The organism is Lacihabitans sp. CCS-44, from assembly GCF_024343735.1.
Classification (GTDB): Bacteria; Bacteroidota; Bacteroidia; order Cytophagales; family Spirosomataceae; genus Leadbetterella.
In genome coordinates, this window is record NZ_RJUE01000003.1 from 52,512 (window position 1) to 68,548 (window position 16,037).

Here is a 16,037-nt window from a genome sequence, read left to right on the forward strand (position 1 = left end):
TAATGTTTAATAAATCACTCTTTTTGATTTTACTTGTGACTAGCGTTTCCAAAGCTCAAGATGCCGAAATTTTTAAACCAAAAGAAGAAAAGGTTAAATTTGAAGCGACGGAAATTCAGACAAACCTCAAAATTGATGGACAATTAAAAGATGAAGAGTGGAAAAAAGCAAAGCCATTTGACCAATTTGTAGAAGTAGATCCATTTCAAGGGGCTATTCCGAAACATAAAACCACTGCAAGAGCCCTATTCAACAAGCAGTTTCTATACCTTGGGGTATTTAATAGAGATACTTTAGGCAAAAAATCAGTTCGGGTAATTGACTTTAAAAGGGACTTCAATACGCGTACCTCGGACTACCTTGGAATGAGTATTGATGGTTTCAATGACGGCCGAAACGCGATGGTTTTTACAACTAATCCCCATGGCGTTCAAAGAGACTTTCTATCTTTTGATGCTACTTTAATAGATATTGATTGGGATGGACTCTGGAAAGTCCGAACCACACGGACAGACTCTGGTTGGTATTCCGAATTTGCTATTCCGTGGAAAACTTTACGGTATAACAAACCCGTTGGAGAGAGTTCAGAGTGGGGATTTAACATAAATAGAAATAGAAGAATGACAAACGAAAGTTATGCTTTGTCTCTTTTTCCAAGGTCTTTTAATGTACTAAGAATGGATTATGCTGGAAAATTAATAGGCATAAAACCGCCTCCGCCATCACCAAATATTCGTGTGCAGCCGTTTTTATTAACATCCTTTGATAAATACCAGAATATCGCTGACAAAAAACCTGAGGAAACAAAAGTTAAACTTGGTGGAGAAATAAAATGGGCCATAACCCCAAATTCGGTTTTAGACCTTACCGTTAACACTGACTTTGCTCAAGCCGATGCCGACAGACAGGTAAATAACGTCACGAGATTTAGCGTTTTTTTCCCAGAGAGACGACAATTTTTCCTAGAAAATGCCTCACTTTTTGGAACGAGTATTGGCCCAACGGCCGACCTTTCTGGTGGTTCTATGCGTATTCAACCATTCTTTAGTCGACAAATTGGTCTCGACGATGCTGGAAATCCATTGGAACTTAATATAGGAACGAGATTTGTCCACCGTTCGGCAAAATCTAATTATGGTGCCATGTATATTCGCCAACGTGACACAGACAATTCACTCGGAACCAATTTTGGCATAGGCCGTTTTTCAAGAAACTTTGGTGGACAAAAGCGAATTGGTGGATTATTTACAAGCAAACAAAACAGCTTAAATACTAATTTATCAGGCACTGTAGATGGTTTTTTCAGATTTGATGCCGCAAATTCGCTCAATTGGATAGTAAGTACTACTTACGATACTCAAATCAAGCAATCGGGTTTTGCTGGCTCAGCTCAATATTTTTATGCTAGCAACCAATGGAAACTTTGGTGGACACAATCCGTCATCACCAAAAATTATAATCCCGAAGTAGGGTTTGTTTCTAGAAATGACGTTATAGCCACTACCCCAGGAATATTTTATTATAATAGAGATAGACTTGTACCACTGAAAAAGATTTTCAGATCTTACGAACCAAGTTTATTAGTGGAGACTTATCATCAGGCCAGTACCAAAATATTAACTGAGTCGTCGATTGGTCTTAGTCCACTTTGGTATATGTTCCAGTCGGGAGGCTTCATTGGGCATATTTATACTATTTTTAGTCAAAATCTTTTAGAACCTTTCAATCCTTTACGAGTACCTATTGGAACGGGAAAATATAATTATGCCCGTCATACTATATTTTGGGGGAGCGATGGCTCTAAAAAACTGAGTTTCAATTGGAACGGTGAATATGGCAAATATTTTAACGGAAAACTCAACACGACAACTTTCAAAATCAATTTTTCACCAGTTCCTCATATTGCTCTGAATGCTAGTGCAAATAGAAACCATTTTATTGGAGTAGGTAGCGAGAAAACCACCAAAAATGTAGATTTGATGTCTATTGAAGGTCGATTAGCTTTAAATCCGAGGTTTCAACTGATAGGATTTTACCAAAAAGATTTATCGCAAAATGCAAATAATTTTAATATTAGATTGGCTTGGGAGTATCAACCGCTTTCGTTCATTTATTTAGTATTTAACAATAGACAATTTGATTCTGCCCTAAAACCTGAAACCCGAGCCAGAGAAGATCATGCGATCGCCAAAATAAGTTATTTGAAGCAATTCTAACCAAACCATAAATCCATTACAAATGGCTGATTTATTTCAGAACAAATACAGAATTCCCTCTGCGAGGCTTCAAACGTATGATTACGCAAGCCAAGGAATGTATTTCGTAACGATATGCACGAAATTCATGCAGCATTTTTTTGGAAAAATCATATCTGACCAAAAAACTAACGCGGCCAAGCTTGACCCGACTGAAATAGGCAAAATTGCTGAATTGGAATGGTACAAAAGCCTTGAACTGCGACCTGATATGAATCTGGATATCGGCGAATTCATCGTGATGCCTAATCATATTCACGGAATTATAATAATTGGCAAAAATGATTTTAATTCTGGGGAAAATATTACGGAATCGAATCGGAATTCGGAATCGAATCGGAATTTGGAATCACATGGCAGTACAGACGCGATGCATCGCGTCTCTACGCAATCCGCATCCCCAATTCAATCCGCATCCCCAATTCAATCCACCCCGCAATCCGGATCCCAAAACACCTTCGCACCACAATCCAAAAATCTGGCCTCCATCATGCGGGGCTATAAATCGGCGGTGACCACTTACGCCCGCAAAAACAATATTCGATTTGAATGGCACGTACGATATCACGACCACATCATTCGAAATTAGGAAGAATATCTTAGAATTTCCAATTATATCAAAAATAATCCATCAAAATGGCTTCAGGATAAATTTAACAATTCAAAATAATTAACCTTCTATAGCCTATTTAGAGCCTCAATGCATTATTTTTGAACAAAATAACCTTTTTCAAAATGTACAAACCTTCTGGCATATCTCTTATAATATTTTTACTATTTGCATGTTCTGTATTTGCTCAAAAGAAGCCTGAATTCTTAATCAAATACAATGAAACTTGGGTAGAAAATACCTTTAAAAGCTTAACACTGGAGGAAAAAATAGGCCAATTGTTGATGCCGCGAGGTAATACCTCAGGCAAAGGCTATGACCCAGAAAAATTAAAAGTTTGGGTAAAAGATTATAAAATCGGCGGAATCGTGTTTTTTGCTGGACAACCCACCGTTCAGGCAAGAATCGTGAATGAACTGCAAGCTTTGAGCAAAACTCCGATGTTAATAGGTATGGATTTGGAATGGGGAATGGCCATGAGACTTGACAGTACGGTTCGTTTTCCTTACCAAATGGCTCTTGGGAGTATGCAAGGTGGTGAGAATCTGATTCAAGAAATGGGGAATGAAGTGGGTCTTCAATGCAAAAGAATGGGTGTACACATTAACTACGCTCCTGTGGTGGACATCAATAATAACCCTCAAAATCCAGTAATCAATTTCCGTTCTTTTGGTGAGGATAAACTTTCTGTGACCACAAAGTCATTCGCCTACATGACTGGTCTACAAAACCAGCGAATTCTTTCAACAGCCAAACATTTTCCAGGCCATGGCGACACTGGAGTAGATTCACATTATGATTTGCCCGTTATTTCGCATGATAAAACTCATTTGACAGAAAATGAACTTTATCCTTATAAATTCTTGATTGAAAATGGATTGAGCGGTGTCATGACCTCACATTTAAGTGTATTAAATCTGGATACCACCAAAAACTTAGCTGCAACATTTTCAAGCAAAATCGTAACTGATTTATTACAAAAAGATTTGAAATTTGAAGGTTTAACATTTACAGATGCCATGGATATGCAGGGTGCTGTCAAATATTTTCCTAACGGAGAAGCACTTGTGAAGGCCATTTTAGCAGGAAATGATATACTTGAAACTTTTGAAGATGTTCCTACAACCGTAGCGGCCATAAAAAAAGCAATTGAAACAAAGCAATTGAGCATTGAAATTTTAGATGAACGTGTTAAAAAAATACTGAAAGCAAAATCTTGGGTGGGCTTAGAAAACTATAAACCAATAGAAGTCAACAACTTAATAGAAGACTTGAACACTATAAAATCTGACCACTTGAACAGAGTTTTCGCAGAAAAGTCAACCGTAACTTTAAGAAACAATCAGGAAATCTTACCCATAAAGGATATTTCAAAAAGCACTGTCATACTGTGTATAGATGCCATTGGACTAACGCCTTTTCAGAAAATGGCGGCCAATTATACTGACACCAAATCAATTTCTATTGCACCAAATGCTACTTTCGAACAAAGTAAGGCACTTATCGATGAAGCCTTGAAAGCCGAAAATCTAATAATTGGATTACATTTGGCCAACATAAGACCGGGTGCTAACTACGGGGTAAATGCCAATAACAACCAAATAATAAAAACTTTATCTGAGAGAAAAAACGCAGTCCTAGTGATTTTCGGAAATCCATATGCCTCAGGAAAAATTGATGGTGTGGAGAACTTTGACGGTCTCATTCTGGCCAATCAACTCACAAAATACACCGAAGAAGCTGCCGCCATGGCGGTTTTTGGAGGAATAGAAAGCAACGGAAGACTGTCAGTTACTGTCAATGATAAATTCAAGTTATATGATGGTTTGATGGTTCAAAAAAATGGGCGTTTATCCTACGGAACTCCTGAAATGATTGGCTTGGACAGTAAAGTTTTTAATGCAAGAATAGACTCGGTAATTAATCTTGGAATAAAAGAAATGGCATACCCCGGAGCAGTAATGCAGGTTGCCAAAAACGGAAGAGTTATTTACCAAAAGGCATTTGGATTTCATACCTACGAACAAGCTGACGATTTGAAAAATAAATTACGAGCAAAAAGTAATTTTGAAACTGGGAACAAATCAGATGTGATGGACAACCCGAAAGAATTGCAAAATGCTAAAAGTTTGGCTACCTCAAACGGAATTGACCCAAAAAATCTTGGAATGGTGGAATTAAACGACTTGTATGATTTTGCCAGCGTAACCAAAATAAGTACTTCAGCCTTAGCAGTGATGCAGTTGATGTCTGAAAATAAATTTGACCTTGACAAAACTTTCGGAGATTATTATGAGCCATTCAAAAACTCAAACAAAGAGAATTTGACCTTCAAAAATATGCTTACACACAAGTCTGGACTTAAGGCATGGATACCATTTTGGATGGACTGTATTGACTCATTAGCAACTATCGAAAAGGCTATTAAAATGAATCCTGATTTAGAAAACTTGGTGATTAAAAATTACAAAAAGCAGGGTATTTTAGCAAAAATATTAAAACTCAAACCAAAATATACGCTTGACTATGCTGCTACCCTGAAAAAAGACAAAACTATTTGGGCTAAAAGTCTCAATACCAAAACCATCACTTGGTTGCCCGGAATATTTAGCAATACCAAAAGCGAACAATACTCTGTAGAAGTCGCCGATACATTGTTTATGAATAAAGAAAGAATGGCGTTTATCATGAACCAAATTAAAGAATCGCCTGTAAAACCGCAACAGGGTTACGTTTACAGTGATTTACACTATTACACTTATCCAGCCTTTGTTCAAAGTATAACGGGCCAAACTTGGGAAGATTACCTAAAAACAACTTATAAATCTCTCGGAGCGAGTACTTTAACTTACAACCCAAGAAGGTTTTATGGTTTGGACAGAATTGTACCTACCGAAAAAGATACGCTTTTCAGAAAAACACTTATTCATGGTCGTGTGCATGACGAAGGTGCTGGTATGTTGAATGGCATTTCAGGCCATGCTGGACTTTTTGGTTCTGCAAACGACCTGACAAAACTGATGCAAATGTATTTGCAAAAAGGAAGTTTTGGTGGAAAACAATATATAAAACCCGAAATTATTGACCAATGCACTGATTATCAGTTTCCTTACGAAGGCAACAGAAGAGGTATCGCCTTTGAAAAACTTGACTTCAATAAAAATATTAGCAATGGACCGCAATTGGCTTCTTCAAAAAGTTATGGACATTCGGGATACACTGGAACTTACACTTGGGTAGATCCAGAGCTTGAGTTGGTATATGTGTTTCTTTCAAATAGGGTTTATCCCACAAGAGACAATACAAAAATATCCTCTTTGAATATCCGTACAGAAGTGGGTAATCAAATAATAAAAACTATCAAAGGGAAATAAACATCAATATCTAAAAAATGCCTGTTAGTAAAACAATATCAGGCATTTTTTGTTTATATCTAGTAAAAACTTATTCTATAAACTAAAAAAACGATGTCAACTTTAAACAAGAGACCTATCCTTTCTTTCATAAATTTCATCCTTTTTACCGCGGTTGTTTATGTCAATACTTTGGCTGTCACCTTACCCATAAATGGCAAAAGTACTGGTGAACTTTCTGACCAATATCCTAATCTTTTTGTGCCAGCAGGTTTCACGTTTTCTATTTGGGGCGTTATATATTTGCTTCTTTTGGGTTTTGTAGTTTATCAGATTTGGGTTTCATTTAATAAAAAGGCAGTTCAAAAACTCTCTTTACAAAGCCAAGTTTTGTTTGGGATAACCAACGTTTTAAATATGAGTTGGATTCTAGCGTGGCATTATGAATTGGTGACTTTATCTGTTTTGATAATGGGGGCATTTCTCTCAACATTGATTATTCTTTTTTTGAACAACGAAAAAATACAGAACAAATCTTTGCTTGAGAAAATAACTATTGATACACCAATTAACGTATATCTTGGGTGGATTTCGGTAGCTACCATAGCAAATATCACAGCCTTATTTGTCACTTTAGGTTGGACTGGGAGTCCGCTCACTGAAAGTACATGGACTATAATTATGCTAGGTATTGGTGCAGCTTTAGCAATAATTATGTTGTTTAGAACAACAAATTTCGTCTATGCTTTAGTCATTATTTGGGCATTTTATGGCATTTTCTCAAAAAGACAAACCTCTGAAAACCCTGAAATAGCACAAACAGCACTTATACTTATTGCCATAATCGCATTTAGCTTTGTTTATATTTTATTCAAAAAAATTAGAACTAAATATTAAGATTTTACTCTCATTTCTTTCAAAAAAATATCCCCAATCGATTCCTTGGCATAGCTTTTGAATTCCTTGATTCAAAACAATACAATTTTTATGGAATTATTAGGAATAGGATCGAGAATTAAACATGCAACATTTGGTGCTGGAGTAGTGATAAATGTCAAATCAGATGGGTATGAGATTACTTTTATTGAAGATGGAACCCGGAAAATTAAATTAGATGCTGAGGTAGAAATTATTCATAAAACTCATTTTTCCAACGATTTAGTAAGTCTTTTTGATGTGGAAAGATCCATGACCAAAATTCTCCAAAACTGGATGGATGCCACAGAAATAGTGCCACTGGGCGACAAATGGAAAGGTGGAAAAATGATTCTTGAACCAGGTAAAGTGGGCTTATCTTCAAAAGAAATCCCTATCGATACATTCTTTCACAAAATAGTAATGATGCGAGATAGACTGAGAGTGATGGAGCAAAAAATAAATGCCTCTGAACTTGATGATGAGGCCAAAGTTGATATTCAACAATATATTTCTCGCTGCTACGGCTCTATGACTACTTTTAATATTCTTTTCAAAGAAACCGAACACCAGTTTAAAAGCTAAAAAAAGATTCAATTTTAATGATTCACCATAAAGAAAAAAGAGGAGCACAACTAGTCTTTTTGTCTATTTAACCCTATAAACCCTTAAAAATTAGTCTATTATTTTATACTCCACCCTTCGATTGAGTTTTCTATTTTCTTCAGTATCGTTTGCCGAAACAGGCTGTGTATCTCCCAAACCGACAAACTTTATTCTATTTCCTAAAATTCCTTTACTCACCAAATATTCTCGCACATTGTAAGCCCTTTCCAAAGATAACTTTTTGTTGGCCTTGGAATCGCCTTGGTTATCGGTGTGACCCTCTATCTGGATTCTTAGACTAGAATTTTCTTTCAAATACGTTGCTAAATTATCCAACTGCTCAAAAGACTCCGGCAAAACATTGGATTCTCCAATTTGAAAGTAAACCTTATCCAACTTAAATGCGGACTTCTCTGGGTTAACCGGCACGCCAATATTTTCCTTTATTTCTTCCTTTACCTCAGCCTTTGGTTGAACTTCAGGCTGTGGTTTGGGTGGAGATACTGGTTCCAAAAACAAGTCCTTCTGGAAACTGCCTTTTTTCAAAAAAGCACCAACATCAAAAGACTCTTCTATTCCATCATAACCCGCAGAACTAATCTTGTATAGGACTTCCTTTGCGGTAATCATAAATTCATAAGAACCTGATTTAGAGGTCTGAACTGAATCAATAATTTGTTGGGTTTTGGCATCATAACAAAGGATTTTGGCTGAGATAGGCTTGTTACTAACGGCATCTATGACCTTCCCAAAGAGTTTAAAGTCTTCGGTTTCTTCGTTCTCTTCTTCCTCTTTTGGAGTAACCGCTAGGGCTTTTGGTTTGGCATTGACATCTGGATTATTAATGCTTATTCCGAAGAAATTCCAATAAGTAAAATTATCTGCCCGATCGCTATCGTGCTCAATTAGATCAATATTTTCAAAGCCCTTTGGGATTTTCTCGAAATAAACCCTGAAAAAATACTTTTTCCCTGGCTCTACATCCTTTCTATTGGGTGCGGTCGGGATGTCAGTTGCTTTGATAAATCTATATTTTTTGCCATCCGAAGTTTTCAAATAAGAAGTAGGCTGAAAACTGATGGTGCTGGCGTTTTCTTGTTGCATAAATTGCTGCAAAATCATATTCCTCATCATGGGGTTCATGTTTTGCAATTGTTCCTTTTCTTTAGGATTGTCTTTCAAGTAATCTTCCAGAATTTCTTTCGCAGTTTTAGCAACAAACTGCATTGAAAAAACCGTGCGGTCTTCGGTTATTTCGACTTTATTGATGAAAACATCTTTCGTAGATTTCTTTTTAATTTTGGGACTGGAAGTTACCTGAGCATCTACCCCTAAGCTTGCTGATAAGAAGATAATGAATAGGATTTTCTTCATTTTTGTTTATCCGTTTTAGTTTTTAAAACGCAGAATCTCAAAAATTAGTTTTCCTGTTCACTGTTAAAAAGTGTTAATCAAAATGAATCAGATACCAAGAAATTTAATCTCTGATGTCTTTTCCAATCATACTTTCAAAATTTCTAAGCTCACCCATCATTACCAATATATCGGCAGTAGTAAATATGTGCTCTGCTTTCAATTTTGTTTCCACAGTAGCCTTCTGGGTTTTCATACCCAAGAAATTCTTCTTTTCTTCGAAGTGCTTTATGGCAATGAGCTTTAAATCATACTTTTGTTCAAAGTCGACCGTTGAAAGTTCTCTACCGATATAACGTTCCGGTACTTGAAGTTCAATGATACTGCAATTATCCGATAAATCGAAGGACTCCACAATGCCCTTCATTTCCAATTGCTTAGCAAACATTTCTGCCGCTATTTCTTCAGGATTAAAGATGGTTTCAATGCCGATAGACTCCAAAACCGTATGATGGACAGGGCTTATGGCCCGGGCTATGATTTGTTTGGCACTGAATTGCTTCATTAGTGCGGTGGTTATTATAGATGCTCCCACATCTTCGCCAATGGCTATTACCACTATATCCACTTCTTTGATGGGCAAACTATTATAAGAATTGGCCTTTGAAGTATCAAGACTGATGGCATGTGTAATCTTATTTTTTAATTGATCCACCACCTCAAATCTACTATCTACACCAAAGACTTCATGACCCATGGTGGTCAATCTTGCGGCCAAAGTTGAACCAAAATTACCTAAACCAACTACAATATATTTCATAAAAAATACTTTACATTACTTGAACACTGTCCTTAGGATATCTGTAAGATTCACTATCAACCTTTTTGAAAATTCCAAAAAGCATGGTAAACAACCCCACCCTACCCAAAAACATACATACTATTAAAACCAATTTACTACCGTCTGAGATAGACGGAGTAAGATTTAGTGATAAACCAACCGTACCATAGGCGGAAAAACATTCAAAGGCCACCATGTGCAGCGGGATTTGCGGATCAAAGATAGACATCATGAAAATTGCCACCCCGAGTATCATAAACGAAGTAAAAATAACCACAAAAGCCCTCTGAACTGAACTTTGAGATATCTCTCTTCGAAATAATTCTATTCTGGTTTTTCCTTTTGCTAAGGCCACCACATTAGACACCGCCAAGGTGAAAGTGGTAACCTTTATACCACCACCAGTAGAGCTAGGTGCAGCACCAATCCACATGAGCAAAAGGTACAGAAGGATCGTACTTTGCATTAGATTCCCCATGTTCACTGTATTAAAACCGGCCGTTCGTGGTGTTACCGAGCCAAAAAACGATCCTGAGAATTTACCGTATATAGAAGTGTGCTCAGCCAAGGTATTATTTTTCTCGAGAAAATAAAACGCAATTGTTCCAACCACCAACAAAACAAAGGTACTACTCAAAACTATACGGCTGTGAACCGAAAGACTTTTGGCTTGAAAAGTGAATCTTTCACCAAAAAACAAAAGTTTAAGAGTACTTCTCGTGTAATATTTCATGGCATTGTAAATATCTATAACCACAGGAAAACCAATGCCCCCAAATATGATAAGCCATGAAACGACATTTTGTAGATTATAGTTTTTTCTGAGATTAACATTATAAAGGCCGTCAGCGACGTTGGAGAAACCGGCATTACAAAAAGCCGATATTGAATGAAAAAATGAGAAAAACCAATAGTCATAAGTAGTTCCAGGATAAGTACCAGCCGTGAAAACGAATATCAATATGGCACCCAAGAACTCAACCAAAAGTGTAAAAAACAATATTTTTTTTAATATAGAAAAAAGGGAGCTTGGCTGATCTGTCTCAATTATATTGCTCAATATCAAGTGATTACGTAGAGACATCCCACCCCTAAACAAAATAGCAAAGAAGTTGGTAAAAGTCATTAAGCCCAAACCACCTATTTGAATCAGAATAAGTAAAATATCCTTTCCTAGGTCAGTAAATTTGGTGGGAACATCTACTGTTGAGAGACCTGTAACACAAACGGCACTTGTAGCCGTGAATAATGAATCTATCAAACTTAAGTTCCCATTGGTGGCCTTTGGAATGAGGAGCATGGCCGTTCCCCAGAAAATCAAAAAACTAAAGGATATAGTAAATAATATAGAAGGACTTAATAAGGAATTCTTTATCTCAGAAGAAACCGACAAAAAACGTAGGAAAAAGAAAGATGCTATGAGTAAATACAGAAAATAGGAGCTACTGAAGATAGCATTCTGATTTTTGAAAATATTAAAAATAAAAAACACGAAGAATATGACAAAGTCAGAAATGTGTTTTCTTTCAAAAATCAGCTTTTTTGAACTCAAAATAATCTTTACACACCATTTAAAGAGAAAGAAAATCATCAGAAGCTTTGGGATCTGCCTCAAAACGTTATTTACCCAATCAACCGCATATTGCTCTTTTGGGAAACCTATCTGATAAATGACCAAGGAAAAGCCAAATGCCAGCGTTAAAAAAATCAACCTATTCGTCTTGCGTACGATGGACTCCTTGACTTTAAAGAATTTATCTTCATAGTCGACCCACTTTTCTTTTAAGCCCAAACTTTAGTTTTTTATTTTTTCAGATGCCAAAGGTAAACATGGGATTCTAATTACCAAATCTTTGTGCTGAAAATCCATCCAAATCCAAATCTGTTTTTTCGTTTAAAATTTGCTGGGAGATGAGTTTACCCGAGGCTGGAGCCAAACTGATGCCCATCATAGCGTGTCCGGTATTGATATACAGATTCCTGAATGAGTCTGAACGACCAATGTATGGCAATCCGTCGGGCGAACAAGGCCTAAAACCATACCAGACGTCTTCTTTTTTTGGCAAATCAAGGGTATAATCTGGAAAAAACTCAGGAACCGATTTAATAATTCCTTTGACTCTATTCATGTTAATAGTTGCGTCTAATCCGCCTATTTCCATAGTACCACCAAACCTTACAAACTTACCAGACATTGGTGTAATGGCCACTCGAGCTTCTACCAATATATTTGGAATAAATATCTCTTTACCATTCAACTGAGGTTTACTTACACTATAACCTTTACCCGCCTGCATCGGCAAATTCAGCCTAAATATTTTTGCCAAAACACCTGACCAAGAACCAGCAGCCAACACTACTTTTCCTACTACAATGCTCTCTTTTTGTCCAAGGTTCTGTACCTCCACTGCAGTAATTTCATCTCCAGTAGACTGAATACTAATCAGTTCTGAGTCTTTTTTAATTATAACTCCTTTATCAAGCAAATACTTCTTTAAGCTTTCAATAAGCTGTGTCGGGTTCAAATGGGCATCACCAGAAAAATATACTGCACCAGCTACTTCTGGGCGTATTTCGGGCTCTAAATCATGAATTGCCTTTTTATCCAAAACCTTGGCCTCAATACCAATTTGATTGGCCAGTTGAGCCACATGGGCCTCCTCATCCAATGTACTTTGTTTTTTGCAGTACATCACCAAGCCTTTCTCTTCATAGGAATAATCGAGTTTTTTAGCTAAATCATGATACAATGATTTGGAAATTAATCCTAAATCACGCAAAAGCGGAATAGACTTATCTACATGTTTTTGGTTTGAGTTTTTATAAAACTGCAGCCCCCATTTCAATAAATCAAGAGAAATCCTTGGTTTTACATAAAAAGGACTTTCGCTGTCAAGCATCCATTTTAGACCTTTCTCAATCATTCCGGGAGAAGCCAAAGGAATAAAATGACTAGGAACTACCATGCCAGCATTCCCGAAAGAGCAACCTTCATCTCCTGAAGATTTATCTATTACAACTACTTTTTCTCCAGCCTCTACCAAATAATAGGCTGAAAATAAACCGATTACACCTCCACCTACTATAACTACTGGTTTTTGAACCATATAGGTTTTCTATTAATTCTTATTTATAAATTCTCTTTTAACACAACACCGCCTTCTAAATCACCTGAAAACCAAAGGCATAAGGATCATCTTCGGCATCAATGGAAATGGTGTTCTCACCGTAAATCCTTGCCCAACCTTCAATACTCGGATAAATGGCTTCAAATTCACCAACCTTGGTTCTGCCCTCTATTCTACCCACAAATTTGCTCCCAATAATACTTTCATGTACAAATTCGTCTCCTTCATTCAAAAGTCCTTTCGCGGCCCACTGAGCCATTCTGGCAGAAGTTCCTGTACCGCAGGGCGACCTGTCTATGGCTTTGTCTCCGTAAAATACGGCATTGCGGGCAGTAGATTTTTCGTCAATAACTGCTCCTGTCCACAGAATATGGCTGAGACCGTTTATAGAATCGTTTTCGGGATGCACAAATGTGTGTTGCTCATTGAGTCTTTCTCTAAGCACTCTCGACCAGGCAATTAATTGGTCTGCCTTATAATGTTCTAAACCGGGAAAGTTTTCTTGAACATCTACAATCGCATAAAAATTACCTCCGTAAGAAACATCAACATGTAGAGTTCCTAAGTCTGGGCACTCCACAGATAGGTTTTGTTTGTATAAAAACGAAGCTACATTGGTCAATTTGACCGATTTCACCTTGTTGTCTTCTGATTCATAAGAAATATTCACCAAACCTGCTGGTGCTTCCATTCTTACTTTTCCAACAATTTTGGGTTTTATCAAACCCTTTTCTATGCCAATGGTGATAGTACCAATAGTTCCATGACCACACATGGGTAGGCATCCGCTTGTTTCTATAAACAGCACGCCTACATCATTTTGCGGATCACTTGGTTGGTACAAAATGCTTCCCGACATCATATCGTGGCCACGAGGCTCAAACATGAGTCCTTTGCGTATCCAATCAAACTCTTTAAGGAAATGTTGTCTCTTTTCAGACATATTTGCCCCTATCAGTTCTGGACCGCCGGTGGCCACCAATCTCACGGGATTGCCACAAGTGTGGGCATCGAAACATTGAAATACATTTTCCATCAAAGCTTATATTTGAGGTAAAACTGGTCTTACCTTAAGAGCTTTTTCGATAACATCAAGTACTGCTTGACGCTCCTCACCTACCAATGGCAGTCTTGGCTCACGAACCATTTCGGTTCCCATTCCAACCGCTGTTTCAGCCAATTTAATATTTTGAACGAATTTATTACCGATATCCAAGTGAAGAAGAGGGAAAAACCAACGGTAGATTTCACGGGCTTCTTGTATTCTGCCTTGTTGCACAAGTTCATAAATAACCACCGTTTCTCTTGGAAAACCACAAACCAAGCCCGCAACCCAGCCATGTGCACCCATCACAAGGCTTTCGAATGCCAAGTCGTCCACACCACTCAAAATCTTGAATCTGTCACCAAATTCGTTTATAATGTCCGTCATGTATCTAACGTCTCCTGTAGATTCTTTCATGGCTTCAAAGTGTTGATTTTGAGCCAAATCATGGAACATTGGAATGGACAAAAATATCTTGTAAGCCACAGGATTGTTGTAAGCCATTACAGGCAAATCGGTAGCATCAGCCACTTTGTGTAAATAATGAAGGGTTTCTCTCTCGTCAGATGCATATCTCATGGGTGGCAACATCATAAAGCCATCACCACCAGCTTGTTCAACTGTTTTGACAAAACTTACTGCCTCTGTGGTTACGCACTCAGCTACAGTCATAATCAATGGAACTCGGCCAGCAATTGCCTTTTTTGCAGACTCTAACAATGCCAGTTTCTCATCTGTAGAGAGCGTTCCATTTTCACCCAATGAGCCACATACGATTATGCCGTGCACACCAGCTTTAATTTGCTCATTTATATTGTTTTCGAATGTCTGAAAATCTAAACTTTGATCTTCAAAAAAATTAGTAGTAACAGCGGGATAAACCCCGGTCCAAAGTGGTTTCATAAAACGATGTTTGTTGAATAAAAAAAAGATGGCTTCCGTAAGAATTGCGAAAGCTGTATTAATTAAAATATTAAGCTTCTGGTTTGGCGTCAGCTTTTGGTTTAATGAGACTGGCAAACATGTCAGTAATCATTTTCTCAGCCTCGGGATACTGATTTTTAAGATTTTGTACTACCTCGTTGAATTTTGTACTTGCACCATTTTTCAGGTCTTCAAAATATTCTGGGGCTTTTTCGATGGCGGCCTCGGCTTCGTCTTTTAGTTCGTTTCCTTTGGCTTTAAGGTCTTCCATTACCTTCTCGCCTTCTTCCGTATTTAGGTATTTGTTGAGTGCAATACCCGCTGCGGCTCCTAAAATAAATGTAGCTAGATGTTTCGATGTAACGCCCATGATGATAGTATTTATTGATTTATGGCCTAAATTTATGGCTTAAAAATAAGAATAAAAAGAATATCCAAAATTACATTTTTCAGAAATATTTCTGAATTTCAGTTTTTAAAATACTTAGAGCATCATTGATATTCTGAGTACAGCTTAAGTCCTTATTTTTAAGTATTTGCAAAACTATTTTGCGAGAATTATCCAACTCTCTATGGCTTAGGATTTGTTGGTTTAAATCCAAGGCCGTAGAGTTTGCTGCTAGTACAATCGTATCCCAAGTGGCGGGTTGTATATAAATCTGCTGGGCTATGTTATGATTGAGTTCGTTTTTTATGTCTGAAATAACTGCACTTTGAAGACTTTCTACAGTTAAGTCAATGAAATTCAGTCGAGTAAACATATTTTCAGGCTTGATTCTTTCTAAAAACAAAGCCATTCGTTCGTATGCTTGAAGTCGTAAGGGAAATGCAATTTCTTGTTGACTTTTGATTTTTGCAAAACTAAAATGTCTATTTAGGAAATAATTATAAAGCAAGAAAAATACGCCAACAATCAGAACTAAAACACCAACAAAGCCCAAAAACTCGTTACCCATTCTTTAAATTTGTTTTCTCAAAATTACGGTAATATTTGAGACAAAAAAAAT

13 protein-coding genes are annotated in these 16,037 nt (G+C 37.1%); 5 read left to right on the top strand and 8 right to left on the bottom strand.

Annotated features, from left to right (window positions below):
* The first annotated feature begins 2 nt into the window (after window positions 1-2).
* The 5 genes from EGI26_RS03010 to EGI26_RS03030 all read left to right on the top strand — a co-directional run bounded on the left by EGI26_RS03010 (window position 3) and on the right by EGI26_RS03030 (window position 7,718).
* A complete protein-coding gene (locus tag EGI26_RS03010) occupies window positions 3-2,216 on the top strand; it encodes a carbohydrate binding family 9 domain-containing protein (RefSeq protein ID WP_255076249.1) in 2,214 nt (737 codons plus the stop codon).
* A gap of 22 nt (window positions 2,217-2,238) precedes the next feature.
* Complete coding sequence (locus EGI26_RS03015) at window positions 2,239-2,844, top strand: transposase (protein WP_255076251.1); 606 nt, start codon at window positions 2,239-2,241, stop codon at window positions 2,842-2,844.
* Window positions 2,845-2,990: 146 nt separating this feature from the next.
* Window positions 2,991-6,239 (top strand): glycoside hydrolase family 3 N-terminal domain-containing protein, encoded by a 3,249-nt coding sequence (locus tag EGI26_RS03020; protein WP_255076253.1) that lies wholly within the window; start codon window positions 2,991-2,993, stop codon window positions 6,237-6,239.
* Window positions 6,240-6,332: 93 nt separating this feature from the next.
* Complete coding sequence (locus EGI26_RS03025; RefSeq protein ID WP_255076255.1) at window positions 6,333-7,115, top strand: hypothetical protein; 783 nt, start codon at window positions 6,333-6,335, stop codon at window positions 7,113-7,115.
* Between the two features lie 90 nt (window positions 7,116-7,205).
* Window positions 7,206-7,718 (top strand): hypothetical protein, encoded by a 513-nt coding sequence (locus EGI26_RS03030; protein WP_255076257.1) that lies wholly within the window; start codon window positions 7,206-7,208, stop codon window positions 7,716-7,718.
* A gap of 90 nt (window positions 7,719-7,808) precedes the next feature.
* On the opposite strand, the gene EGI26_RS03035 is transcribed toward EGI26_RS03030, so the two are convergent.
* The 8 genes from EGI26_RS03035 to EGI26_RS03070 all read right to left on the bottom strand — a co-directional run bounded on the left by EGI26_RS03035 (window position 7,809) and on the right by EGI26_RS03070 (window position 15,986).
* On the bottom strand, window positions 7,809-9,113 hold the full coding sequence (locus tag EGI26_RS03035) for an OmpA family protein (protein ID WP_255076258.1): 1,305 nt from the start codon (window positions 9,111-9,113) through the stop codon (window positions 7,809-7,811).
* A 103-nt stretch (window positions 9,114-9,216) separates the two neighbouring features.
* Window positions 9,217-9,912 carry a TrkA family potassium uptake protein gene (locus EGI26_RS03040; protein WP_255076259.1) on the bottom strand — a complete coding sequence of 232 codons (696 nt, stop codon included), beginning with the start codon at window positions 9,910-9,912 and terminating at the stop codon, window positions 9,217-9,219.
* 10 nt (window positions 9,913-9,922) lie between these two features.
* Window positions 9,923-11,254 carry a TrkH family potassium uptake protein gene (locus EGI26_RS03045; protein WP_255076260.1) on the bottom strand — a complete coding sequence of 444 codons (1,332 nt, stop codon included), beginning with the start codon at window positions 11,252-11,254 and terminating at the stop codon, window positions 9,923-9,925.
* A 517-nt stretch (window positions 11,255-11,771) separates the two neighbouring features.
* Entirely contained in the window at window positions 11,772-13,040 is a 1,269-nt protein-coding gene (locus EGI26_RS03050) for an FAD-binding oxidoreductase (RefSeq protein WP_255076261.1), read from the bottom strand.
* Between the two features lie 55 nt (window positions 13,041-13,095).
* Complete coding sequence (locus EGI26_RS03055; RefSeq protein ID WP_255076262.1) at window positions 13,096-14,097, bottom strand: 4-hydroxyproline epimerase; 1,002 nt, start codon at window positions 14,095-14,097, stop codon at window positions 13,096-13,098.
* A gap of 6 nt (window positions 14,098-14,103) precedes the next feature.
* Window positions 14,104-15,009 carry a dihydrodipicolinate synthase family protein gene (locus EGI26_RS03060; RefSeq protein WP_255076263.1) on the bottom strand — a complete coding sequence of 302 codons (906 nt, stop codon included), beginning with the start codon at window positions 15,007-15,009 and terminating at the stop codon, window positions 14,104-14,106.
* Window positions 15,010-15,079: 70 nt separating this feature from the next.
* On the bottom strand, window positions 15,080-15,400 hold the full coding sequence (locus EGI26_RS03065) for a YtxH domain-containing protein (RefSeq protein ID WP_255076264.1): 321 nt from the start codon (window positions 15,398-15,400) through the stop codon (window positions 15,080-15,082).
* Between the two features lie 79 nt (window positions 15,401-15,479).
* A complete protein-coding gene (locus tag EGI26_RS03070) occupies window positions 15,480-15,986 on the bottom strand; it encodes a hypothetical protein (protein ID WP_255076265.1) in 507 nt (168 codons plus the stop codon).
* Window positions 15,987-16,037: the final 51 nt, after the last annotated feature.

Bases quoted from the DNA above. Each gene is read 5' to 3' on its own strand.
- EGI26_RS03010 (WP_255076249.1), top strand. From the start codon at position 3: ATGTTTAATAAATCACTCTTTTTGATTTTACTTGTGACTAGCGTTTCC.
- EGI26_RS03015 (WP_255076251.1), top strand. From the start codon at position 2,239: ATGGCTGATTTATTTCAGAACAAATACAGAATTCCCTCTGCGAGGCTT.
- EGI26_RS03020 (WP_255076253.1), top strand. From the start codon at position 2,991: ATGTACAAACCTTCTGGCATATCTCTTATAATATTTTTACTATTTGCA.
- EGI26_RS03025 (WP_255076255.1), top strand. From the start codon at position 6,333: ATGTCAACTTTAAACAAGAGACCTATCCTTTCTTTCATAAATTTCATC.
- EGI26_RS03030 (WP_255076257.1), top strand. From the start codon at position 7,206: ATGGAATTATTAGGAATAGGATCGAGAATTAAACATGCAACATTTGGT.
- EGI26_RS03035 (WP_255076258.1), bottom strand. From the start codon at position 9,113: ATGAAGAAAATCCTATTCATTATCTTCTTATCAGCAAGCTTAGGGGTA.
- EGI26_RS03040 (WP_255076259.1), bottom strand. From the start codon at position 9,912: ATGAAATATATTGTAGTTGGTTTAGGTAATTTTGGTTCAACTTTGGCC.
- EGI26_RS03050 (WP_255076261.1), bottom strand. From the start codon at position 13,040: ATGGTTCAAAAACCAGTAGTTATAGTAGGTGGAGGTGTAATCGGTTTA.
- EGI26_RS03055 (WP_255076262.1), bottom strand. From the start codon at position 14,097: ATGGAAAATGTATTTCAATGTTTCGATGCCCACACTTGTGGCAATCCC.
- EGI26_RS03060 (WP_255076263.1), bottom strand. From the start codon at position 15,009: ATGAAACCACTTTGGACCGGGGTTTATCCCGCTGTTACTACTAATTTT.
- EGI26_RS03065 (WP_255076264.1), bottom strand. From the start codon at position 15,400: ATGGGCGTTACATCGAAACATCTAGCTACATTTATTTTAGGAGCCGCA.
- EGI26_RS03070 (WP_255076265.1), bottom strand. From the start codon at position 15,986: ATGGGTAACGAGTTTTTGGGCTTTGTTGGTGTTTTAGTTCTGATTGTT.